At 47.0% G+C, this 23,099-nt stretch carries 19 protein-coding genes; 15 read left to right on the top strand and 4 right to left on the bottom strand.

The genetic code is table 11. The features are described from left to right. Positions 1–286 precede the first annotated feature (286 nt). Positions 287–1,192 (bottom strand): helix-turn-helix transcriptional regulator, encoded by a 906-nt coding sequence (locus L976_RS08945; protein WP_037423474.1) that lies wholly within the window; start codon positions 1,190–1,192, stop codon positions 287–289. 38 nt (positions 1,193–1,230) lie between these two features. Continuing rightward, positions 1,231–2,127 carry a formate dehydrogenase accessory sulfurtransferase FdhD gene (locus L976_RS08940; protein ID WP_047536152.1) on the bottom strand — a complete coding sequence of 299 codons (897 nt, stop codon included), beginning with the start codon at positions 2,125–2,127 and terminating at the stop codon, positions 1,231–1,233. 298 nt (positions 2,128–2,425) lie between these two features. Here L976_RS08940 and L976_RS08935 point away from each other — a divergent pair, with 298 nt between their 5' ends. The 12 genes from L976_RS08935 (at position 2,426) to L976_RS08880 (ending at position 16,124) form a co-directional block, all read left to right on the top strand. Further along, positions 2,426–2,890: a DUF3305 domain-containing protein gene (locus tag L976_RS08935; protein ID WP_037423466.1), complete on the top strand. Its 465-nt coding sequence runs from the start codon at positions 2,426–2,428 to the stop codon at positions 2,888–2,890. Continuing rightward, positions 2,890–3,546: a DUF3306 domain-containing protein gene (locus L976_RS08930; RefSeq protein ID WP_047536149.1), complete on the top strand. Its 657-nt coding sequence runs from the start codon at positions 2,890–2,892 to the stop codon at positions 3,544–3,546. The genes L976_RS08935 and L976_RS08930 overlap by 1 nt, the downstream gene beginning before the upstream one ends. Positions 3,547–3,717: 171 nt before the next feature. Further along, a complete protein-coding gene (locus tag L976_RS08925) occupies positions 3,718–5,394 on the top strand; it encodes a 4Fe-4S binding protein (RefSeq protein ID WP_156143175.1) in 1,677 nt (558 codons plus the stop codon). Positions 5,395–5,404: 10 nt separating this feature from the next. Further along, complete coding sequence (locus L976_RS08920; protein WP_037423461.1) at positions 5,405–6,082, top strand: TorD/DmsD family molecular chaperone; 678 nt, start codon at positions 5,405–5,407, stop codon at positions 6,080–6,082. 167 nt (positions 6,083–6,249) lie between these two features. After that, a complete protein-coding gene (locus L976_RS08915) occupies positions 6,250–6,447 on the top strand; it encodes a twin-arginine translocation signal domain-containing protein (RefSeq protein ID WP_011074127.1) in 198 nt (65 codons plus the stop codon). A gap of 17 nt (positions 6,448–6,464) precedes the next feature. Beyond that, positions 6,465–9,314, top strand: a complete 2,850-nt coding sequence (locus L976_RS08910; RefSeq protein WP_037429190.1) for a molybdopterin-dependent oxidoreductase — start codon at positions 6,465–6,467, stop codon at positions 9,312–9,314. 26 nt (positions 9,315–9,340) lie between these two features. Further along, positions 9,341–9,937: a formate dehydrogenase FDH3 subunit beta gene (gene fdh3B, locus L976_RS08905; protein WP_011074129.1), complete on the top strand. Its 597-nt coding sequence runs from the start codon at positions 9,341–9,343 to the stop codon at positions 9,935–9,937. 49 nt (positions 9,938–9,986) lie between these two features. Then, on the top strand, positions 9,987–11,015 hold the full coding sequence (locus L976_RS08900) for a formate dehydrogenase subunit gamma (RefSeq protein ID WP_037423454.1): 1,029 nt from the start codon (positions 9,987–9,989) through the stop codon (positions 11,013–11,015). Positions 11,016–11,394: 379 nt separating this feature from the next. Beyond that, positions 11,395–11,595, top strand: a complete 201-nt coding sequence (locus L976_RS08895) for a twin-arginine translocation signal domain-containing protein (RefSeq protein WP_037423451.1) — start codon at positions 11,395–11,397, stop codon at positions 11,593–11,595. Positions 11,596–11,612: 17 nt separating this feature from the next. Further along, positions 11,613–14,465, top strand: coding sequence for a molybdopterin-dependent oxidoreductase (locus L976_RS08890; RefSeq protein WP_047536147.1), 2,853 nt, complete (start codon positions 11,613–11,615; stop codon positions 14,463–14,465). Between the two features lie 29 nt (positions 14,466–14,494). After that, positions 14,495–15,064 carry a formate dehydrogenase FDH3 subunit beta gene (gene fdh3B, locus L976_RS08885; RefSeq protein WP_037423445.1) on the top strand — a complete coding sequence of 190 codons (570 nt, stop codon included), beginning with the start codon at positions 14,495–14,497 and terminating at the stop codon, positions 15,062–15,064. Positions 15,065–15,140: 76 nt separating this feature from the next. Then, entirely contained in the window at positions 15,141–16,124 is a 984-nt protein-coding gene (locus L976_RS08880; protein WP_037423443.1) for a formate dehydrogenase subunit gamma, read from the top strand. An 80-nt stretch (positions 16,125–16,204) separates the two neighbouring features. Here L976_RS08880 and L976_RS08875 read toward each other — a convergent pair whose 3' ends face one another. Further along, positions 16,205–18,262 carry a TonB-dependent receptor gene (locus tag L976_RS08875; RefSeq protein WP_037429215.1) on the bottom strand — a complete coding sequence of 686 codons (2,058 nt, stop codon included), beginning with the start codon at positions 18,260–18,262 and terminating at the stop codon, positions 16,205–16,207. Positions 18,263–19,106: 844 nt separating this feature from the next. After that, positions 19,107–20,033, bottom strand: coding sequence for a bile acid:sodium symporter family protein (locus L976_RS08870; protein WP_047536145.1), 927 nt, complete (start codon positions 20,031–20,033; stop codon positions 19,107–19,109). Between the two features lie 386 nt (positions 20,034–20,419). On the opposite strand from L976_RS08870, the gene L976_RS08865 reads away from it, so the two are divergent. From L976_RS08865 to L976_RS08855, 3 genes are all read left to right on the top strand, one after another. Next, the gene (locus L976_RS08865; RefSeq protein WP_037423493.1) at positions 20,420–21,757 is read left to right on the top strand and encodes a coproporphyrinogen III oxidase family protein; all 1,338 of its coding nucleotides are present in this window, start codon (positions 20,420–20,422) and stop codon (positions 21,755–21,757) included. Positions 21,758–21,874: 117 nt separating this feature from the next. Then, positions 21,875–22,108, top strand: coding sequence for a hypothetical protein (locus L976_RS08860; protein ID WP_037423496.1), 234 nt, complete (start codon positions 21,875–21,877; stop codon positions 22,106–22,108). Positions 22,109–22,138: 30 nt separating this feature from the next. Continuing rightward, positions 22,139–23,080, top strand: coding sequence for a DUF4424 domain-containing protein (locus L976_RS08855; RefSeq protein WP_047536144.1), 942 nt, complete (start codon positions 22,139–22,141; stop codon positions 23,078–23,080). Positions 23,081–23,099: the final 19 nt, after the last annotated feature.

Here is a 23,099-nt window from a genome sequence, read left to right as displayed (position 1 = left end):
TATGATTAATTTTCAAATAGATTGTTACACCCAAGCTAGGCACAACCTACACACTTGTTATACCCAGAGTTATCCACAAATGCTGGATTTATGCGTAAAACAAACCTAACAGCGAGCCTTTATTGAGTAAACGAGTGTGTGCTAAAGATAGAATAAATGAGGCGGTAAATTTGGAGCTCTACATTATTAAGCAAGATGAAGGCTATTGGTGTCAGCCGCTACTTTATACATATATAAGCTATAAAGTAGCGTGTAGTGATTCACTTATACGTACATATATAGGTACTTAACTTGCACTCCAAAGAAGCTGTCCGCAATCGGTAAGATCATATCCCCCTAAAAGAGCCGCCATTTGCCGAGTATGCCCACTGCTTAACATAGTAAACAGTTGTTGTAGCTGCCTGCGAAAGTAAATACTTTGTGGCATCACAAAGTCGAAGGACTCCCTGATCAGTGGCACAAAGCTTAAACCGCTCTCTAAAGCAACAGACTGGCAACCAAAACCAATATCTGCATCTCCACGTGCAATATAGCCTGCAAGTTCACGCTCACTATAAGCTGTGAGTATGATATTAAGCTGATCTAAACGTGCACCTTGCTTTAATAGCCACTGCTCTAGATGCTGCTGACTGCCAGCGCCGCCTTGGCGACTGACCCAGCGCCAAGGCAAACTGAGAACTTTATCCTCCTCTTGACATCTGTGGTGCATATCGGTGCGCATGATCAAGCCTTGCTGACGGGAATAGCCGTGCACCATGATCCATTGTTGGTGGTTTTGATAACCTTTAAGCAATGCTGGATGGCGGATATTTCTATCTTCCATACTCCCCCAGTGCAAGGTACACACATCAGCATAGCCCTTAGCTAATAACTCTAACCCCAAACGAGAGCCTGTTGCACTGTAACTAATAAGCTCACGACTACCAACCTGCGCCATCAAACGCGCCACTAACATTGACAACAGAGGATCATCACTACCAGTAATCAATAGTCTGTCAGTTAACATACCGCTATGGCAGGAGTCCATCACCCAGCGGTCAATCAGCACCTTAGGGAATAACCATTTGCCGGTGATTTTTGTTGCGGGGAGAATTCGGTCATTCGCCATCGCGTAAACCTTTTTCTCATTAAGATCTAAATACTCAGCAACTTGCTTCGCGCTCATGTAAATCAATTCACTGGCGGATGTCATCTTATATCCTTGTCGTCTATCTCTTTTGAGTCCGGTCGCTATTTATCGGAGTTGGTATTCACATCAAATTCGAGATTTTCACTGCCGTGGTAGACCAAAAAATGACGCCCTTTGGCCCGAGCAATAATCGTGATACCAAGTTTTTGGGCAAGCTCCAGACCCATTTGCGTTACACCACTTCGCGACAGCAATACGGGTATCCCCATTTTGGCGACCTTAATCACCATCTCTGAGGTTAACCGTCCTGTGGTATAGAAGATTTTGTTATCGCCCCGATCCTGTGCCAACCACATATCCCCCGCCAAAGTATCCACCGCGTTATGACGGCCAACATCTTCTACAAAAGCAAGGATCTGGTCAGCTTCACAAACACCACAGCCGTGCACTGCACCTGCATTTTTGTAGGTCTCATTATATTCATTGATGTTTTTGAGCAAGCTGTAGAGCGTACTCTGCTTAAGGCTTGGAGTAGGTAGCTGAATACCATCTAAATCCTGCATAAAACTGCCATATACAGTCCCTTGACCACAGCCGGACGTAACGGTTTTTTCAGATAACTTTTGTTCGAGATCGGCGGTTTGCTCATGCGTTAATACCGCGGCAGAATTCACATCCCAATCAACAATTACAGACTCTAATTGAGCAACATCCGAGATAAAACCCTGATTTTTAAGATAACCAAGAGCTAATGACTCAGGCTTTGCCCCCAATGTCATCAGGGTCACTATCGGGCGCCAGTTCAGATAAACCGTTAAAGGTCGCTCACAGGCAACATGCTTATCAATAACGACTCCTGACTCATTCACTGCTTTGACGGCAATAGTTAACGGCACTTCAGCTTGAGTTTTCACAAAGGAAAAGCTTCGCTTGGGTAGAGAAGGATGGTCATTGGCGAGCATCTGCTGAGCAATATTAGAACTGTTATCAGAAATCATAATGTTACCGCTTTACGAGTGATGGCATCAGCATAGCAATATTTATACCTAGGTATAAAACTCAGGGCTAAATGCGTGATCCGTCGCAATACGAAACATTCTGGCGCATCAAAATGTCTCAGACAAAATGTCCATTCAGACAAAATGTCTCGCTTTTAACCCTATTTTGATGATCCACTTCAAACTAATTCCCCTTGTTTAATGGCATTAATATTGCAGTGACCTTTTATCACGATAAGCAGGGGAAATAGCGCCGGATGCTAAGGCTTATCTCCCTTACGGTTGAAACGGAGAGACAATGCAACATACTACTAGTGTTTGGCCCATGTACGTTTCACTCAAAAAAGTAGAGAAACAGGTGGGTCGTTGGACCTCAGTACAATGGGAAATCGATCATTTACTTCCCGCAACCCACGAAGCCCCCGAAGGAGCGACCTTAGTACTGCTAGAGCTGCACAAAGATGAGCGCGCCAGTTACCGCATCAACCTCGATATGGACAATGCGATGTTGTACTTAGTCTGTGATGAAATGGCAGACGGTACTTGGGTACCCGCGTTACTTTCGGCAGATCAAAATGTTGCTGCGGGCTGTCTTGAAGGCAATACGCCCGTAATCAACACGCTTATGCCTGAAGCGATTGCCTGTTGGATCGAAGCCTTTATCACTCAATATGGTGAAGTTGAAATCGCTGCTTATCGTCGTAAGCATGTCGATCACCGTAAAAATCAAGGTCCAAGCCACGATCCATTGCGGAGGGACTAATGACTGATTCAACCCCAAAGGCAAACGGTTTTTTTAGCCGTTGGAGTCAACGTCGTGAGCAAGTGGCAGCTGAAGAAGCCGCTGTTAAAACGCAAACGACTGCGGAAGAACTTGTTGATAATAAGGCAGAAGAGATCACTCAAGAGCCTACCGCTGCGCAAGAATCACAAGATGCGCTTAGCCAGGCAAATGAAGACCCTCATCGCATCCTCACGGCAGAAGATCTCCCTAATCCTGACGAGATTGAGATTGGTGGCAGTTTCGCTCAGTTTATGGGGGCGAATGTTGACCCAGCAGCAAAAACGGCAGCGCTACGCGCCCTTTGGAAACAACCGCATTTCAATGAGATAGATGGTCTTTTGGAATATGCTCTTGATTACAGCAACCAACCGAAACTAACACCAGAAGTCTCCGCTGAATTAGCCCAAAAAGTATTCCGCTATATCACCAAAGACAGTGAAGAATCAGAGATCGAACAGACCTCAACACCAGACGATGTAGTGATCGGTGAAGAAAATACCATCGAATCAAAAAACAGTGATATCGAAACCGAATTAGCCACCATACCGATTGCGGACAATTTGGATGGGGAGACTGATGACCTACCCCAAAATGCACCAGAGCCATTAGCTCAGATGCAAAAGCCAGTTGTTTAATGTCAGTTTAGCTAATTTTTATGTCTATAACTTTGGTATGTGAATTGCTGTACTAAGAGTACAAAACTTAGATAAAAGCAGAAAAGGCAATGACTTAGTATCAAATCAATGCCTGAATCTGTAACAAAACAGCGATAAAAGAGCAGCCAACGTACTGTTCAGGAACGCAATGTGAGCACTCATTTGACAACCAATCAAACCCAGGCTGCGCTAAAACAAGCGCGGCAAAATGTGTTAGCCCAAACACAGATTTTACAGAATCTGATCCCGCCAACAGTGAGTTACACCACTGAAGGCACAGTGCTAATTATTGGCCCTGAGGATCTCGCACGCCTCGCGGCGGACAAATTGTCCAGTATGGCGAGCCGTGTGATTTTGGCTAACGAAGCGATTACCAACCAAGATGAAACCCACCTTGAACAGGTGATGGCTGCCGCCACGAATGTCGAAAGTTACTACAACAAACTGATCGGTATTAAAGGATTTTTAGGGCAGTTCCAAGTTAGCGTTGAGCATCAAAACGGTGCAACGGAATTAAGTGTTGTCGCCATTCGTAAACCGCACTTTGATTTGATACTCGATTTAAGCAGCACACCTTGCTTGAATCTCGAAATGCTACCACCGGGGTATTTCTATGTTGGCCAAGACGACATAAAGCTCGCCGATGCACTAGAGCAACTCCCCGAACTGGTTGGCCAATTTGATAAACCTCGCTACGTCAAAATTAATGCCGACCTGTGCGCCCATGACCGCAACGGTATCAACGGCTGTAACCGTTGCCTCAACTTCTGCCCAGCTGATGCGATTAGTAGTGTCGCTAAAAAAATTGAAGTTGACCCCTACCTTTGCCACGGCGCAGGCAGCTGCTCGAGTGCCTGCCCAACGGGGGCCATTAGTTATGACTTACCGACACCACAGGCATTGCATTCTTACCTGAATAAAATTATCAGTCGTTACCGTGAGCAAGCGCAAACAGCACCAGTGATATTGTTCCACGACAACGCGGTTGGCGCGAGCTTGATAGGGGACGACTTAGCCGGGGATGTGCTCCCTGTCGCCCTCGAAGAAATCACCGTTGCCAGCATTGACCATTGGTTAGCTTCACTGGCTTGGGGCGCACGCCAAGTGTTAATCCTCAATACTGAGGCAACAGCACCCACGCTCACACAAATGTTGAAAGGTGAACTGGCTTTAGCCAACAGCATTTTAGATGAAATGGGCCAACCGCAGCGCTTGAGTCTTATCGACCCAAGCATGCTGGCGAATTTGGAGCCTGTGCTCGACATCAGCCTCGATTGGCCAGTGATTGTGCCCGGCGCTTTTGCGTCCACCAGCAAACGTAACACTCTGTTTGATGCGATTGACCATCTAAACAGCCAAGCGGGTGAAATCAACAGCTGTTTAAGTATCAACAACGTTCCCTACGGCAACGTCAGCGTCAATGTCGAGAAATGTACCCTGTGTATGTCCTGCGTGGCGATTTGCCCCACCATGGCATTACAAGATGGTGGCGACAAACCTGCACTACACTTTATTGAGCAAAACTGTGTGCAATGTGGCTTATGTGAGGCGGCTTGCCCTGAAAAGGTCATCAGCCTGACGCCACAAATTAACTTTGATAAAGCTGCTCGTCAGCAATTACAAACCCTGAAAGAAGAAGCCCCGTTCGAATGTATTCGCTGTGGCTCTCCTTTTGCGACCCAATCTATGGTGCATCGGATGCTGGATATGGTCGGCGCGCACAGTGCATTTTCAGCCAATATAGAACGCTTGAAAATGTGTGGTGATTGCCGGGTAAAAGACATGTTTGAAGACATTCTTCAAGATCCTGAAAAGCAACTGCGATAAGAGATCCGCTATGACCGAATCAGTAAGACAAGTATCAGAAAACGATCAGTTGAGAGCCGATATCTATCAACTGTTAGCCGCCCTTTTGCGTCGCCATCCTAGCCCTGAGCTGCTGCAATTTTTGGCCAACCTTGAAATCGATGCCGATGAAGACAATGAGATGACCAAGGCTTGGTTATCTGTACAACTGGCTGCAAAGCAGTTCAGCAGTGAACAATTAGAAGATGAGTATTTTGCCCTGTTCCTCGGTGTGGGTTGTGGCGAAATCCTGCCCTATGGCAGTTGGTTTATGACTGGCTCATTAATGGACAAACCCTTAGCACTGCTGCGCCAAGACTTGATGCAACTCGGTTTTGAGCGCGAAGAAAACGTCAAAGAGCCCGAAGATCATGTGGCTGCTCTGTGTGAAGTGATGGGCACATTAATTCTTGAGGCTCCAGGTTATCGTCAACTAGCGTTTTACCAACGCCATATTGGCAGCTGGATTCAGCGCTTCTGCGACAACCTAGGTAAAGCACCTAGTGCCGCCTTTTACGCTACGGTTGCTCAGCTTGCTAAAGCGTTTTTCGAGATGGAAGCTGCGGAGTTTGAACAACTCAGTTTAGACATTCCTGTGAATTGCCCTGGCAGTGCGGAGCTACAACCCGCTGCCAGCGATTTAGAAAAACAAGTGGAATTAATGAACTAAACTGAAAACGGTTGGCGATACGCAGATTCAGTGCCTATCGCGTTTTAGTTTGATAGGCAAAGGTGGACTTAACGTTCACCTTTGCCACAAAAAGGAAGCTTAGGCTTCCACAGTAACCGAGGTGGTCGTGGTTTGTATCACCTCATTTAGTAACACAAGGAGACACTATGAAGAAGCAAGCTTCCGACATGGGCCGCCGTCAACTGCTCAAAGCATTAGCACTCGGCAGTGCGGCTGGCGCGGTAGCGACTGTGAGTAGCCAAGCATTGGCTGCGACCCCCACTGTTGCCCCAAGCGAACCTAAGAGTGACAACTATCGCGAAACCGACCATATCCGTAATTACTATGCGTCGTTGAACAACTAACCAGAGGAGTGTGTGTGATGCGATTAACCCGCAAAACAGACCAAGTTGTCGAGCCTAAAGCGCCCGCCCTCGGTCTCAATCGTCGCCAATTTTTAAAATCGGCAGGTCTTGCCACTGGTGGTATTGCTGCAGCGTCAATGCTAGGTACTGGCATGATGCGTAAAGCAGAAGCCAAAGATATCCCCCACAATGCACCGACTGAAGTTAAGCGTACCATTTGCTCTCACTGCGCAGTGGGTTGTGGTATCTATGCTGAAGTACAAAACGGTGTGTGGACAGGCCAAGAACCCGCATTTGACCATCCATTCAACCAAGGCGGTCACTGTGCTAAAGGTGCTGCTCTGCGTGAGCACGGCCATGGCGAAAAACGCCTGAAATACCCAATGAAGTTAGAAGGCGGTAAGTGGAAGAAGATCTCTTGGGATCAAGCCATCAATGAAGTGGGCGATAAGATGATGGCGATTCGTCAAGAATCAGGTCCAGATTCTATCTACTTTATGGGTAGTGCTAAGTTCTCAAATGAACAGGCTTATTTATATCGCAAATTTGCCGCATTGTGGGGCACGAACAACGTCGACCACTCAGCCCGTATTTGTCACTCTACCACAGTAGCTGGTGTTGCAAACACTTGGGGCTACGGTGCGCAAACTAACTCGATTAACGATATTCGCAACTCTAAGTGCATCATGTTTATTGGGGCAAACCCAAGTGAAGCTCATCCAGTTGCAATGCAACATATTTTGATTGGTAAAGAGCGCGGCGCCAAAATTATTGTCGTTGATCCTCGTTTCACCCGTACTGCAGCTAAGTCTGATGAGTACGTGCATATCCGCCCAGGTACCGATATTCCGTTCATTTATGGCCTGTTATGGCACATTTTTGAAAATGGCTGGGAAGATAAAGAATTTATCAAGCATCGTGTTTACGGCATGGAACGTATCCGCGAAGAAGTGAAAAAGTACACCCCAGAAGAAGTTGAAAACGTAGTGGGCGTACCTAAGGCACAAATGTATCGTGTTGCCAAGATGATGGCTGAAACCAAACCCGGCACCATTATTTGGTGTATGGGTGGTACTCAGCACCACGTCGGTAATGCCAATACCCGCTCATACTGCTTATTGCAATTAGCTTTAGGTAACATGGGGGTTCCTGGTGGTGGTACTAACATTTTCCGTGGCCACGATAACGTACAAGGTGCAACTGACTTTGGTTTGTTATTCGATAACTTACCCGGTTATTACGGTTTAACCACTGCAGCATGGAACCACTGGGCCAATGTGTGGGATCTCGATCCTAAATGGGTGGCAAGCCGTTTCGACCAAGGCGAATACTTAGGTCAAACACCACAAACTTCAACCGGTATTCCCTGCTCTCGCTGGCACGATGGCGTACTTGAAGATAAAACCAAAATCGCGCAAAAGGACAATATTCGTTTAGCGTTCTTCTGGGGGCAATCGGTCAACACTGAAACCCGTGGCCGCGAAGTACGTGAAGCACTGAATAAAATGGATACTGTGGTGGTCGTGGACCCATTCCCAACCATGGCAGGCGTGATGCATCAACGTAAGGATGGGGTGTATCTGCTACCCGCTGCGACTCAGTTTGAAACCTACGGCTCAGTGTCAGCCACAAACCGCTCGGTTCAATGGCGTTCGAAGGTGATAGAGCCGCTGTTCGAATCTCTGCCAGATCACGTGATCATGTGCAAACTCGCTAAGAAAGTAGGCATAGATAAAGAACTGTTCAAACAAATCAAAGTCAACGGTGATGAGCCATTGATTGAAGATATTACCCGCGAATTTAACAAAGGTATGTGGACAATCGGCTACACAGGACATAGCCCAGAACGCTTAAAAATGCACCAAGAAAACTGGGGTACTTTTAATGCTGACAGCCTAGAAGCACCGGGAGGTCCAGCCAAGGGTGAGACCTATGGCTTACCATGGCCATGTTGGGGCACGCCAGAAATGAAACACCCTGGCACCCAAATTCTGTATAACGAAGCCAAACATGTTAAAGATGGTGGTGGTAACTTCCGCGCCCGCTATGGTGTTGAGCACAATGGCGTCAATATTCTTGCTGAAGGCACTTACTCTAAGGGTAGTGAAATCCAAGATGGTTACCCCGAATTTACCGCCGATATGCTCAAGCAACTGGGTTGGTGGGACGATTTAACCGAAGAAGAGAAAAAACACGCTGAAGGCAAAAACTGGAAGACAGATATCTCTGGCGGCATTCAACGTGTTGCCATTAAACATGGCTGTATTCCCTATGGTAACGCGAAAGCACGTTGTATCGTTTGGACTTTCCCAGATGATATCCCACTGCATCGCGAACCACTCTACACTCCTCGTCGTGACTTAGTCGCTAAGTACCCAACCTACGAAGACCGTATGGTTGCGCGTCTACCGACACTTTATAAGTCGATTCAGGATAAGGACTTTACCCAAGGTTTCCCACTGACACTGACCTCTGGTCGTTTAGTGGAATACGAAGGTGGTGGTGAAGAATCTCGTTCTAACCCTTGGTTAGCCGAGCTACAACAAGAAATGTTTATCGAAATGAACCCGGCAGACGCTGCTGACCGTGGTATTCGTGACGGTGACAATGTCTTCGTTCATAGCCCTGAAGGCGCCAAGATCACAGTGAAGGCAATGGTGACGCCACGGGTTGTACCGGGTGAATGTTTTATGCCGTACCACTTCGCAGGGGTATTTGAAGGCGAAAGCCTAGCGAAAAACTATCCAGAAGGCACTGTGCCTTATGTGATAGGTGAGTCGGCAAACACCATTTTAACTTACGGCTATGACGTTGTGACTCAGATGCAAGAAACGAAGTCCAGCTTGTGCCAGATAAGCAAAGCCTAACCAACTTGATGAGGAGATAAGCCATTATGGCAGTCATGAAATTTTTGTGTGACACCAAACGCTGCATCGAGTGTAACGGCTGCGTCACAGCATGTAAAAACGAAAACGACTCCGCGCTGGAGTGGGGTATTCAACGTCGCCGCGTGGTGACAATTAACGATGGTCAACCAGGTGAAGCATCGATTTCAGTCGCATGTATGCACTGTACCGACGCTCCTTGCATGGCCGTATGTCCGGCAGATTGTTTCTACCGTACTGACGATGGCATTGTGCTGCACAACAAAGATACCTGTATCGGTTGTGGTTACTGCTTCTATGCCTGTCCATTCGGTGCACCACAATTTCCGAAGAAAACCGCCTTTGGTAGCCGCGGTAAAATGGATAAGTGTACCTTCTGCGCCGGTGGCCCAGAAGAAACCTTCTCCGAAGCCGAGCACAAGAAATACGGTGCCAACCGTATTGCTGAAGGCAAGCTACCTATGTGTGCAGAGCTTTGTGCAACTAAAGCACTGCTCGCGGGTGATGCGGAAGTGGTATCAAACATTTACCGTCAACGTATGGCATCTCGAGGCAATCCTAACGTGATTTGGGGCTACAACCCAAAAACCGGTGAGATTAACTAAGCAGAGTGAAGGTTAGGGAGTGATCCCTAACCTCTGGCAAGGAGTGAAAATGTTAAACAAACAGTTAAACAAATCACTGCGCAGTCTGTTTGCTCTGATGGTACTCGTGATGGGATTGGGACTTGGCTCAGTCATGAGCGCAGGCTCAGTACTGGCAAGTGATCAGCAATCGAGCCAACAGCAGGCGAAAGCGCAAACCAGCGAAGCCGATCTGTGGCGTGCGGTAAAGTCGGGTGAAACTGGCTATACCACGGCCAAAGGGGTCGAAACTGGGGTATTGATTAACGTTGCCGGTAACCAAGGTAAAGAAATAAGGAATCAATATATCACCCCGATTATGGCCTTGGCCGTGACGGGTGTGTTTGGTGCTTTCTTACTGTTTTATCTGGTGAATGGTCCTTCAAAACTCAGCCACGGTTTCTCGGGCAAGATGGTTGTACGTTGGTCAAAGGCAGATTTGTGGATCCATTGGATCATGGCAATTAGCTGTCTTGCACTGATGTTTACTGGCTTAACTATTATGCTCGGTAAGCATGTCGTGCAGGAACTGCTTGGGCCAGATATCTGGGCACCACTGATCTACGGTAGTAAAACTGTGCATGACTGGGCTGGCCCCGTCTTTATCATGGCGTGGATTGTCTGCGTAGTGAAATGGATGCCACTTCAAACCTTTAAGATGTACGATCTTAAATGGTTCTTAGTGGTCGGTGGCTATATCAACTTTGGCCCATTCAAAGGTAAACACCCTGACAGTGGTTTTGCCAACGCCGGTGAGAAAATGTGGTTCTGGACACTGACCCTATTCGGGCTGTTTATCAGTGTATCTGGCATCATGTTGGTATTACCCGGCTTAGACCTACCCCGTGAAGCCTCGATGGGCGCGCTGCTGATCCACTCGATCAGTGCCGTTATCCTGATTGCCTTTACCATAGTGCATATCTGGATGGCGACCGTACTCAGTGAAGGCGGTATGGAGTGCATGAAGTCAGGCTATTGTGACGAAAACTGGGCAATCCAGCACCACAATTTATGGTATGACGAAATCAAAGCCAACGGCAGTTTGCGTTATAAAGACTAACGCAAGGGGTTATGCTTAACCCGATAAAAACACCTCGCACTGCGGGGTGTTTTTTTATCCAAACCAAACCAACAACTTATTAACAAACATTTTGTTTTGAAGTAGAAATCGGGCAATTTTGTCATCTCAAATAAACCGCCAAAGCATGAGCAAGTTAACGCTTTTGGATTGGCGTATCATCTTCTGTTACCGCAAACTGTTCTAGATCAAATCCTACTCAATCTTTTCCTACTATATTGCCGTCACGCGCGATGATTAACGGCAAGCAAGATGATTTTATTATCTTTTTCACCTCTAATCTTCACTTTTTGATAACAAGCACCACTCCTCGAAAAGTCGCGCCATCCCAAGAACCATAACCCCTATTTCAGGAGTCAGCATGAAGCAACAACCTAGCGATTTAACTCGCCGTTCTTTGCTTAAAGCACTCACCGTTGGCAGCGTAGCCGGCGCCGCAATTGCCGCTACCGGCATCAGTGCAGCCCAAGCCAGCGAGAGCAGCAAGGTAACAACTAAAGAACCTAAGGGTTACCACGAAACTGCGCACATTATCAGCTATTACGATAGCCTGCGTAGCTAATCTAGGAGAAGTCAGCGATGAAGTTAACTCGCAAGTCCGATGTCGCCAAAGTGGCCGACAAACCGACGTTAGGCATTAGCCGTCGTCAATTTATGAAGCAAGCTGGTATTGCTACCGGTGGTATCGCAGCCGCTTCTCTGATGGGTACTGGCATGATGCGCCGCGCAGAAGCCAAAGATGTACCGCACGATGCGCCTATCGAAGTTAAACGTACGATTTGTAGTGCCTGTGCCGTCGGTTGCGGTCTATATGCCGAAGTACAAAACGGTGTATGGACAGGTCAGGAACCCGCATTTGATCACCCATTCAACGCCGGCGGTCACTGCGCTAAAGGTGCTGCACTGCGTGAGCATGGCCACGGTGAAAAACGCCTGAAATACCCAATGAAATTGGTTGATGGCAAGTGGAAAAAAATCTCTTGGGAAGATGCGATTAACGAAGTGGGCGACCAAATGCTCAACATTCGTAAAGAATCTGGCCCAGACTCAGTGTACTTCATGGGTAGCGCTAAGTTTTCTAACGAAGGCTGCTATATGTACCGCAAACTGGCGGCCATGTGGGGCACAAACAACGTCGACCACTCTGCTCGTATTTGTCACTCTACCACGGTAGCCGGTGTTGCTAACACTTGGGGTTACGGTGCGCAAACTAACTCTTTCAACGATATTCAGAATGCCAATGCTATCTTCCTGATCGGGGCAAACCCAGCGGAAGCGCATCCGGTTTCAATGCAACACATTCTGATCGCTAAAGAGAAAAATAACGCGAAAATCATCGTCGTTGATCCACGTTTCTCTCGCACAGCAGCGCACTCAGATCTGCACTGTGCAATTCGTCCTGGTACTGATATTCCGTTTATCTACGGTATGTTATGGCACATTTTCGAAAACGGTTGGGAAGATAAAACCTTTATCAAACAACGCGTATTCGAGATGGAAAGTATCCGCAGAGAAGTGAAAAAATTCCCGCCAAAAGAAGTGGCGGATATCACTGGCGTAAGCGAAGAAGTGGTTTATCAAGCCGCTAAACTGATGGCCGATAATCGTCCTGGTACTGTGATTTGGTGTATGGGTGGTACTCAGCATCACGTCGGTAACGCTAACACTCGTGCTTACTGTATTCTGCAATTAGCCTTAGGCAACATGGGCGTATCTGGCGGCGGTACTAACATTTTCCGTGGTCACGATAACGTACAAGGTGCGACTGACTTAGGTCTGTTATTCGATAACTTACCAGGTTACTACGGTTTAACCTCTGCGGCTTGGACTCACTGGACCCACGTGTGGGATCTAGATATGGAATGGGTGAAGAGCCGTTTCGATCAAAACGCCTACTTAGGCAAAGATCCAATGACCACTCCAGGTATTCCTTGTTCTCGCTGGCACGATGGCGTGTTAGAAGACAAGAGCAAACTGGCTCAGAAAGATAATATCCGTATGGCCTTCTTCTGGGGTCAATCGGTCAACACTGAAACCCGTCAACGTGAAGTGCGTGATGCCTTAGACAAGATGGATACAGTCGTCGTTGTCGACCCATTCCCAACAATGGCAGGTGTTATGCACCGTCGTAAGAATGGCGTGTACCTGTTACCTGCTGCGACTCAGTTTGAAACACAAGGTTCAGTGTCTAACTCAGGCCGTTCTATCCAATGGCGTGAGCAGGTTATCCAACCTTTATTCGAGTCAAAAACCGACATCGAAATCATGTACCGTTTAGCACAAAAACTCGGTATCGACGAGCAGTACACTAAACGCATCGCCAAAGAAAACGGCTTACCAGTAATCGAAGACATTACTCGCGAAATTAACCGCGGTATGTGGACTATCGGTATGACAGGTCAAAGCCCTGAGCGTATCAAGTTACACACCCAAAACTGGGGCACCTTCAGCAATAAAACGCTTGAAGCCGCAGGGGGGCCTGCGAAGGGCGAAACCTACGGTTTACCTTGGCCATGTTGGGGTACACCAGAAGCTAAACACCCTGGTACCCAAATTCTGTATAACCAAGCCAAACACGTAAAAGACGGCGGCGGTAACTTCCGTGCTCGTTATGGTGTTGAATACAACGGTCAAAGCATTTTGGCGGATGGCACTTACTCTAAAGGTGCGGAAATCCAAGATGGTTATCCTGAGTTTACTGCCGATATGCTCAAGCAATTGGGCTGGTGGGATGATCTGACTGCCGAGGAAAAAGCCGAAGCCGAAGGTAAAAACTGGAAGACTGACCTGTCAGGCGGTATCGTGCGCGTGGCAATTAAGCACGGTTGTATCCCATTTGGTAACGCCAAAGCCCGCTGTATCGTTTGGACCTTCCCAGACCAAGTACCTGTGCACCGCGAGCCGTTATACACAGCACGCCGTGACTTAGTCGCTAAGTACCCAACCTACGACGATATGCAAGTTCATCGTCTACCAACACTGTACAAGTCAATCCAAGAGAAAGACTTCAGCGGTAAATATCCATTAGTACTGACCTCTGGTCGTTTAGTGGAATATGAAGGTGGTGGTGAAGAATCTCGTTCTAACCCATGGCTGGCTGAGCTTCAACAGGAAATGTTTGTTGAAATCAACCCAGGCGACGCTGCCGACCGCGGTATCCGCAACGGTGAGTTTGTATGGTTAGAGGGCGCCGAAGGTGGCCGCATTAAAGTACAAGCCATGGTAACGCCACGCGTTAAACCAGGTGTGACCTTTATGCCTTACCACTTTGCGGGTGTGATGCACGGCGAAAGCTTAGCGCCTAACTACCCTGAGGGCACAGTGCCTTACGTTATCGGTGAATCCTGTAACACAGCACTGACCTATGGTTATGACCCTGTGACCCAAATGCAGGAAACCAAAGCGTCGCTCTGTCAGATCGTTAAAGCGTAAGTGCAGCTTAAGCTAGGAGAATTGCCACTATGGCTACAATGAAATTTTTGTGTGATACCAAGCGCTGCATCGAATGTAACGGCTGTGTCACCGCATGTAAAAACGAAAACGACTCCGCTCTCGAGTGGGGTATCCAACGCCGCCGCGTGGTAACCATCAACGATGGTCAACCAGGTGAGGCATCAATCTCTGTCGCCTGTATGCATTGCTCAGATGCACCATGTATGGCGGTTTGCCCAGCAAACTGCTTCTACAGAACCGATGACGGCATTGTGCTACATAACAAAGATGCCTGTATCGGTTGTGGTTACTGCTTGTACGCCTGCCCATTTGGCGCACCACAGTTCCCGAAAAAAGGTGCCTTTGGTAGCCGCGGTAAGATGGATAAATGTACCTTCTGTGCCGGTGGCCCAGAAGAAAACCACTCAGAGGCAGAGCGCCAGAAGTACGGTTCAAACCGTATTGCTGAAGGCAAACTGCCAATGTGCGCAGAACTCTGCGCCACTAAAGCCTTATTAGCGGGTGATGCAGAAGTTGTTTCGAACATCTTCCGTGAGCGCGTGGCTTACCGTGGTGCTAAAAACGCGGCTTGGAATTAATTCAGGTCACAGGATCTGTCCACAGACTTAGCTTGGTGCCTGCTTGCAGGCGCCACTAAGCGAGAGAGGATGTATGATGAACAAATGGTTCAAACACATAGGTTTAGCCATAGCACTGCTATTTAGTGCCGTGTGTCTAGCCAATGGTGGTGATGGACAGGCGATCCAACCTCAAGCCTCTGATGCCCAAATTTGGGCACAGCTGAAGGATGGCGCGACGGGATACACTACCTCACAAAGCGAGTTCCACGCACAGCCGATCAATACTTATGATCTACGGGTGTTGGAGCTGCGTAGCGACTGGTTAGCGCCGGCTTTAATGGCAGCGCTATTCGGCATGATCATTATCTTTGTCTTATTTATCAAGGTGAACGGCATTTCTAAGCTGCACCATGGTTTTTCAGGCAAGTTAGTGCATCGCTGGTCTAAATTCGACGTTTCTATTCACTGGTTAGGTGCGATTCCGTGCTTACTATTGATATTAACGGGCTTAACCTTATTAGCAGGTCGCTTCTTCTTCCAACCTTGGTTGGGCGAAGGCATCTGGGAAGCTATCGTCTATGGCGCTAAGCAAATCCATGATGTGATGGCGATTCCGTTTATGATCGGCTGGGCATTGATGACAGTGTTATGGGCGAAGAACCAGCTGCCAAAAATGTACGACGTGAAGTGGTTTCTGGTTGTTGGTGGTTACATCAACTTTGGTCCATTCAAAGGTAAACACCCTGATGCAGGCTTTGCCAACGCCGGAGAAAAAATGTGGTTCTGGGCCTTTGCCCTGTTCGGGTTAATCATTTCAGCATCTGGCATGTTGTTACTGTTCCCAAATCTTTTCGAACCAAGCCGCACCTTAAGCTTAATCGCGCTGGTATTGCACTCAGTGAGCGCCATCGTGATCTGTGCTTTCTCTATCGTGCATATCTTCATGGCAACGGTAATGTCAGAAGGCGGTATGGAGTGTATGGTGTCTGGTTATTGTGATGAAAACTGGGCAACCCAACACCACAACCTGTGGTACGACGAAATCAAAGCTAACGGCACGTTGAAATATAAAGAGTAAAAGTCGCTGAAAATAAAAAACCTCCACAGCATATTGTGGAGGTTTTTTTATGGGAAAAATAAGTGCGTTAACTCGAGTGATTAGAAGCGATACATCACAGAGACACCGATATTTCTGGGGTCGATAATCGCGGCATAACCATCGGGGTAACTGCGGCTGGCGGGTTCATTTACCGTCAACGCTTGCTCATCAAACAGGTTGTTGACAAAGCCGCTAACTCTCCAGCTATCGGTTTGATAATCAAGGCTCACACGCGCAACGACATAATCACCCGCTATTCTAGATTCGGTATTATTAATATCCGCAAAATACTCGCCAACATAGTTGCCTGAAAAACCGAAAGAGAACGCATCATTCATCCAATACTTGAATCCGGCATTAGCAGTGATGTGCGGGGCTGAGTTCAACTGATTACCGATAATATCCCCATAGCTAGGGTCGGCTTGCTTGATTTCACTATCGAGTAAGCCTACGCCCGAAATAAACTGCCAGTTTTCAGTTAACATGGCGCTGAATTCGGCTTCAATACCGTAACTGACGGCTTTATCGATATTGGTAATTTTGCGTGCGCTATTAGACGCTTGATAACCATCAAAATCGTTGTAGAAGATATTAGCACTTAAGTTGACATCGCCATTGGCAAATGCGCTACGGCTACTCAGTTCATAGGTATTTACAAACTCCTCATCGTAGTAGTAATACTCGCTTTCCACCAAAGACAGCGCGCCACCACCCGAGTTATAACCACGACGAACACTGGCCGCTAAGGTGGTATTATCATTCAGCGCGTATTGCAGTACTAACTTCGGCAGGGTAACGGTATTGGCGTCATCGAGTTTTTCCTCAAGTAGACTACCTTGATAGCGCATGTTGAAGTTACGTAATTGCTCCTCACGCATCACGCGGCCACCAACAGTAATCCAGATCGAGTCGGCGAGCCCATAGGTGACTTCACCATAAACGGAGGCTGACTTAGTGCTGTCATCACCACTATAGATTGAGCTGCCAGTACTACCAAAATCTTGGCTACGTTTAAAATAGGCTAAACCAACAAAACCGTTGAAATCTTTGTCTTTAAGGCCAAAGCTATATTTGCCATCTACGGTATAACTCTTGTCCTCCATATCCACATATTGCTGGGCGGTCACGAGAGGCTCATAGGTTTCAAAGCCCCAATCGTAATCCATATAGGCGACAATCAGATCGAGGGCTTGCCCTTCCCCGAGGTCATAATCCACTTTCACAGAGTGAGTTGTCGATTTAGTCTCGATATAACGTTGGGAAATCGGCTTATACGCCCATGGATCATCACCGGTAAAATAGTTACGCCCAGAGTCACCTTTCTCATCATTGTATGAAAAGCTGTAGAGCACTTTTAGGTCTTCAATTGCGCTCGGTTGCCACAAAAATTTGCCGCGCCAGCGATTGGTAATGAGTTCATTTTGATCAAATGTGGCGGGATTCGTCTCGTATTCCAAGCCTTTATTGTAGGTTTCGCCCGTCACATTTTGCCCGCTCACCCTAAATGCTAACTCATCATCGAGGATGGGGCCTGAGAGCATCACTGCACTGTCGATAAAGTTATCTTGATTGCGATAACCCACGCGAGCCGCGCCCTGCCAATCGAAGGTCGGATCTTCGGTTTTAATAAATACCGTACCGCCAATGCTGTTACGACCGTTAATCGTCGATTGCGGACCGCGGAAAACCTCAATTTGTTGAATATCCCACAGCCCAGTATCACCGGTAAGATCCGCAACAAAAGGCTCCGCCACACCATCGACTAAGGTTGATACCCGCGCACGAGCCCCACCGGTGAAAGAGTTAAATCCGGAGGCCGAACCATTACCAGAAACCCCACGGATATCGGGCACAGAGCCGGATAACACCACCACGTTCGGCACCTCTGATAAGGCACTTGAGGTTGATTGGTATTGGCCGCTATCGAGGGTTTCCTTATCAATCACTGAAATAGATGACGTCGTATCCTTCAGGCTACGCTCAATCTTTTCACCATAAACAGTAATTTTTTCAATCGGTTCTGAAGATTCCGCATCCACACCAGCATAAACGGAAGAGACCAGTAAACTCGAAACTATTGCGGCAATTGCACTTTTCTTAAACGCCCTGCATTTCATAAAAACCTCGACGGCACTCATTGATAAAAAGGTGTTAACTAAAAATGCCGACAATTTATCTTAAAACAACCTTAATCACAATTGATAATCGATATCATTTACATTCAATAAATCACTTTGTGATATAACGCAAATACATTAGGTATTGAAAGGAAAAACACTTTAAGTGTTAATAAGATAAGTCAGTTACAATAACTTTATATCTACAGATATTCGGCCACAAAGACTTAAGCAGTCACCCTATAGCGTTCTTCTGTTTCTGCCTATATTCTAAGTTGCTAATAGGAGGATTAGCGGAAACACGGAAACCATGGGTGATATTTCAAAAGCAAAATTGATGTACCTAGCGATAGGAGTGTTCATGGGGATCATTATTGGCAACCTATCACTATCGATAAGCAATTTATTTTTAGGAATTGCATTCATATTAGGCTGGTTAGTACTAATGGTCGGAATTCCTCCCTCTAATAGTCATCAATTTCGAATTGCAACTTTCTTTATATCAATCAGCCTACTACCTGTGTCGTGGTGGATTTATATAACGTCCAATTAAGCGCCTAGTGGCCATATTTTTGTCCTGTATTGGCGATAAGGGTTTCGATCACATGCTTACTGAATGAAGTGATAGTCGTGAAGCGAATAGTCAGTCGTAAATTCATGACCAACACTGGCGTCGGACGGTTATTCCGCGGGTACAAATCTTTTTGAATGCAGTTGATATTCTGCTTGTTCGTCCCGAGGTTAAACGCAATAGATACCAAAGTTTTCCCTAATCAGAGCAAAAATCTTCCCTCAGTAACTCTCGCCTTATCAATCCATAAATCGAGCGCTACCATTACAGGAATTATTTCAATACATCTGCCTGTTTCTGTACTCGGCTCGCCCAATATCCTGCCAGCATGGCGCCTGAGAGATTATGCCAAATTGAGAAAATCGCGCTGGGGACGGCGGAGACTGGGCTAAAAAACTTGATACACAGAGCGGTCGCGAGACCCGAGTTTTGCAGCCCCACCTCAATCGAAATGGTTTTACACACGGTGTGACTAAAGCCGAGCAAGCGGCAACAGGTATAACCCAAGGCGAGTCCTAAGCCATTATGTAGAAACACCGCGAGTAAAATCACAGGTCCCACCTGCGCAAATTGCCCCGCATTTAAGGCCACAATAATACTGATGGCCAGCACAATCGCCACGATGGAAATGATGGGTAATGCGGGGGCAAGTTTAGCCACCCGCGGTTTAAAGAAATGATTCAATACCACACCCACAGTCACAGGGATAAGCACGATTTTAACGAGGCTGACTAGCATATCCATTAAAGGAATGGCGACCATCTCGCCGATTAATAGCCGGATAATCAACGGGGTGAGCACCACACCCACTAAGGTGGATAGCGCCGTCATAGTGATGGATAAGGCGACATCGCCCTTGGCCAAATAGCAGATCACGTTCGATGCAGTGCCGCCCGCCACACTCCCCACCAGCACCATGCCTATGGTCAACTCCCGATTGAGCCCTAATAGCAAACTGATGGCTAAGGCACTTAAGGGCATTAGGGTAAATTGCAAGATTAAACCTGTGATAACGGCGCGTTTCCGCTTAAATGCATTGGCAAAATCCTGCAAATCTAAGGTCAATCCCATGGATAACATAATCACCACCAGCAACGGCACTATGCTGGTTTTCAATCCGCTAAACCATGCGGGCATCAAATAAGCCGTACCCGCCCCGAGTAAGGCAAATAGCGGAAAAAAGCGGTTGATATTAACCAATGGGAATCCTCCGAGATTTCAGGCGATTTGAGGAGATTAAGCAATGTCCGCAGGGATAATGACAGCCTGACTCCCTCAGCACAAGCCAAAGCGTCCACAAGTAAGAACCTCAACTTTTTATCATTTCAGCCTTTCGATTGAGCTCTTAAGTTAATCGCTCAAATTCAATAACAAAGAGCCAAAAACCTCAGTAAATATGCATCTATGTTTACTAAAACATGATCTACTTAACAAAAAGCCCGTGATTTCCTTGTTAGGAAACCGTAACTTATAACCAGTTCACGTTTTATTTACTCCATACGAGGTAGTCTAATTGCGCTAGGTGGTCGTGAATTACCTAAAGCAATTTTGGTGTTTACGGTTAGCACTCTCAGATAGGAATCGTTATGTCTTCAGTTATTCAAACGCTCAGCGGCGCGATCGCAACGCCTTATCAAGCGAATATTACCGTCCCTAACTGGATGCTCAGCTCGATGGAACGAGTCATGCAGTATTATGTCGATAAGAATCTTCGCCTTGATACACTCTCCGCCGACATCATGCCCGCTCCGGTCGAAGGTAAAAAGTACATGCTTTATGCCCATGTGCCCTTCTGCCATACCTTGTGTTCTTACTGCACCTTCCATCGTTTTATGTTTAAGGAAGACAAGGCGCGCGCTTACTTTATCTCCCTACGTAAAGAGATGGAGATGGTCAAAGCCTTAGGCTATGACTTTGAATCTATGTACATTGGCGGTGGCACCACCACAGTATTAGAAGACGAACTCGCCCGTACGATTGAGCATGCAAAGACCTTATTCCCAAGCATTAAAGAAGTGTCTTGCGAGTCGGATCCACAGCATTTAGACAGCCCAGGCTTTAAGCAACTCAAGGGCTTAGTGGATCGTATGTCCATCGGCGTACAAAGCTTTAACGATGACATTTTAAAAATGACCGACCGCCTTGAAAAATTCGGCACAGGTCAACAAACCTTCGACAAGATTATGGCGGCTAAAGAGCTGTTCCCCATTATCAACGTCGACCTGATTTTTGGCTTCCGCGGCCAAACCGATGAAGTGATCCAGCACGACTTAGATATGGCCTCGCGCCTCGACCCGAGACAGATCACCACCTATCCGCTGATGATCACGCACCAAACGCGTAAGAGTGTTAAAGGTAAACTGGCCGCGCCACAGGCAGATATGGCCAACCAATATCGCCAGATCTTAAACAGTTTAAATGGTCAATATAATCAGTTGTCTGCATGGGCATTTGGTAAGGCGAATGACGAAGGCTTCGACGAATATGTTATCGACTACGATGAGTATTTAGGGGTTGGTTCAGGCTCCTTTAGCTTTTTGAATGACACTTTATACGTCAACACCTTCTCGCTACGTAAATACCAAGAGCGGATCGCCGCTGGTAAGATGGGTGTCGAGCAACAGAAGAACTACAACAAAAAAGATGTGATGCAATATCGATTCCTGCTGGGGATGTTCTCCGGTCGCCTATCGCGTAAATATTTCCGCGAAACCTTTGGCGTTAACTTAGACACAGCCCTGTTTAAGGAAATGACCTCGATGAAGCTGATTGGCGCCATCAAGAACGACCCCACCGATCCCGATAATCTGATCATCACAGATAACGGAAAGATGATGGGCCTGTTAATGATGAAAGAGTTCTACGCTGGCATGGATAACGTGCGCGCGCAATTGCGTAAACCGCTCAAACCCTGCGATATGTAAGCAAGAGTAAAACCACTAAAGGCCCTTTATGGGCCTTTTTGTTAAGGTGATTTCGCGCTACTCTTGCCTCGGTTTATTCGCATTCGTGACCCACCCAGTAATAAAGGAGTATTCGTTATGGGTTTTACTGATCAAGAAAAACAAGCACTACTCGCCGTTAAGGGCGTTGGCCCGACTGTCATTAAACGCTTTGAAGAAATCGGTATTAGCTCACTTGCGCAGTTGGCCGAGCATGAGGTCGAGGATATCGCCAACCTCGTCGCTAGCATGTTACGCACCACTTGCTGGAAAAACAGCCCGCAAGCACGCAATGCTATTGCCGCAGCCATCGAACTTGCCCGCCATCAATAATCTTTTGATCTCCAATTCGTTGAGATATTTATGCCATCTTATTTACGCATCTTAGCTTACACTCTAACCGCGTTGTTATTTAGCACATCGGTTTTTGCCAACGACAGCAGTTTTGGTGATGCCAATGGTTCAATCACCCTTAAATATCAGCCGCATATCAGTATGGACAAAGAGTCACTCTTTATCAGCGAGGCCGAAATCAGGGTCGATTATGTGTTTACCAACACCAGTTTGCAGGATCTTATCGTCCCCATCGCCTTCCCTATGCCGCCGATGTTTTTTGGCTCCGCCGATCACAGCAGCATCGATAACTTCACCCTAAAAGTGAATGGCAAAACCCAGCCAACCGAGCACAGGCTCGTCGCCCAACTTGCCGATAAGACGGATATTTCTGCCGAGCTTAAAAAACTCGGCTGGGGTGTAGAGGAAGTCGCCTATTTTGCCGAATATGGCGAAGTCCCCGAGGGCAAACCTGCGCTCCCCAGTCAATGGTTGGATGAGGACCAACAAATCGCCTTTACCCTAAGTGATTACTTTGTGTGGCAGCAAACCTTTCCCGCGGGCCAATCTGTCTCCATCAGCCACAGTTACACGCCGAGCCTCTCAACAGGCATCCCCGATACTGCCAATAGTATTATCGATACTTACACTGAACTTGCCTGTTTAGATGAAAGCGCCAAGCAAGGTATTCGGAAGCGTAATCTCGTCGTTAAACAAGACGGCGAAGATGTTGAATATGGCGTGGAATGGAGCCACCTTAGCTATATTTTGGTCACGGCCAATAACTGGCAAGGGGCGATTAAGGACTTCAAACTCACTATTAAAAAATCCCAGCCCACGGATCTCATTAGCCTGTGTTTTGATGGTGAACTTAAAAAAACCGATCCACTCACCTTTGAGTTTCAGCAAAAACAATTCACGCCAACGCAGGATCTCAGCATCCTATTTATCCGTAAACCGGATTTTGAATAATCGAAAAAGCCAGCTAAAA

Source organism: Shewanella sp. ZOR0012 (genome assembly GCF_000798835.1).
In the GTDB taxonomy this organism is placed as follows: domain Bacteria; phylum Pseudomonadota; class Gammaproteobacteria; order Enterobacterales; family Shewanellaceae; genus Shewanella; species Shewanella xiamenensis.
Note: the sequence above shows the minus strand (reverse complement) of the source record. Positions and strands in the feature narration are given on the sequence as shown.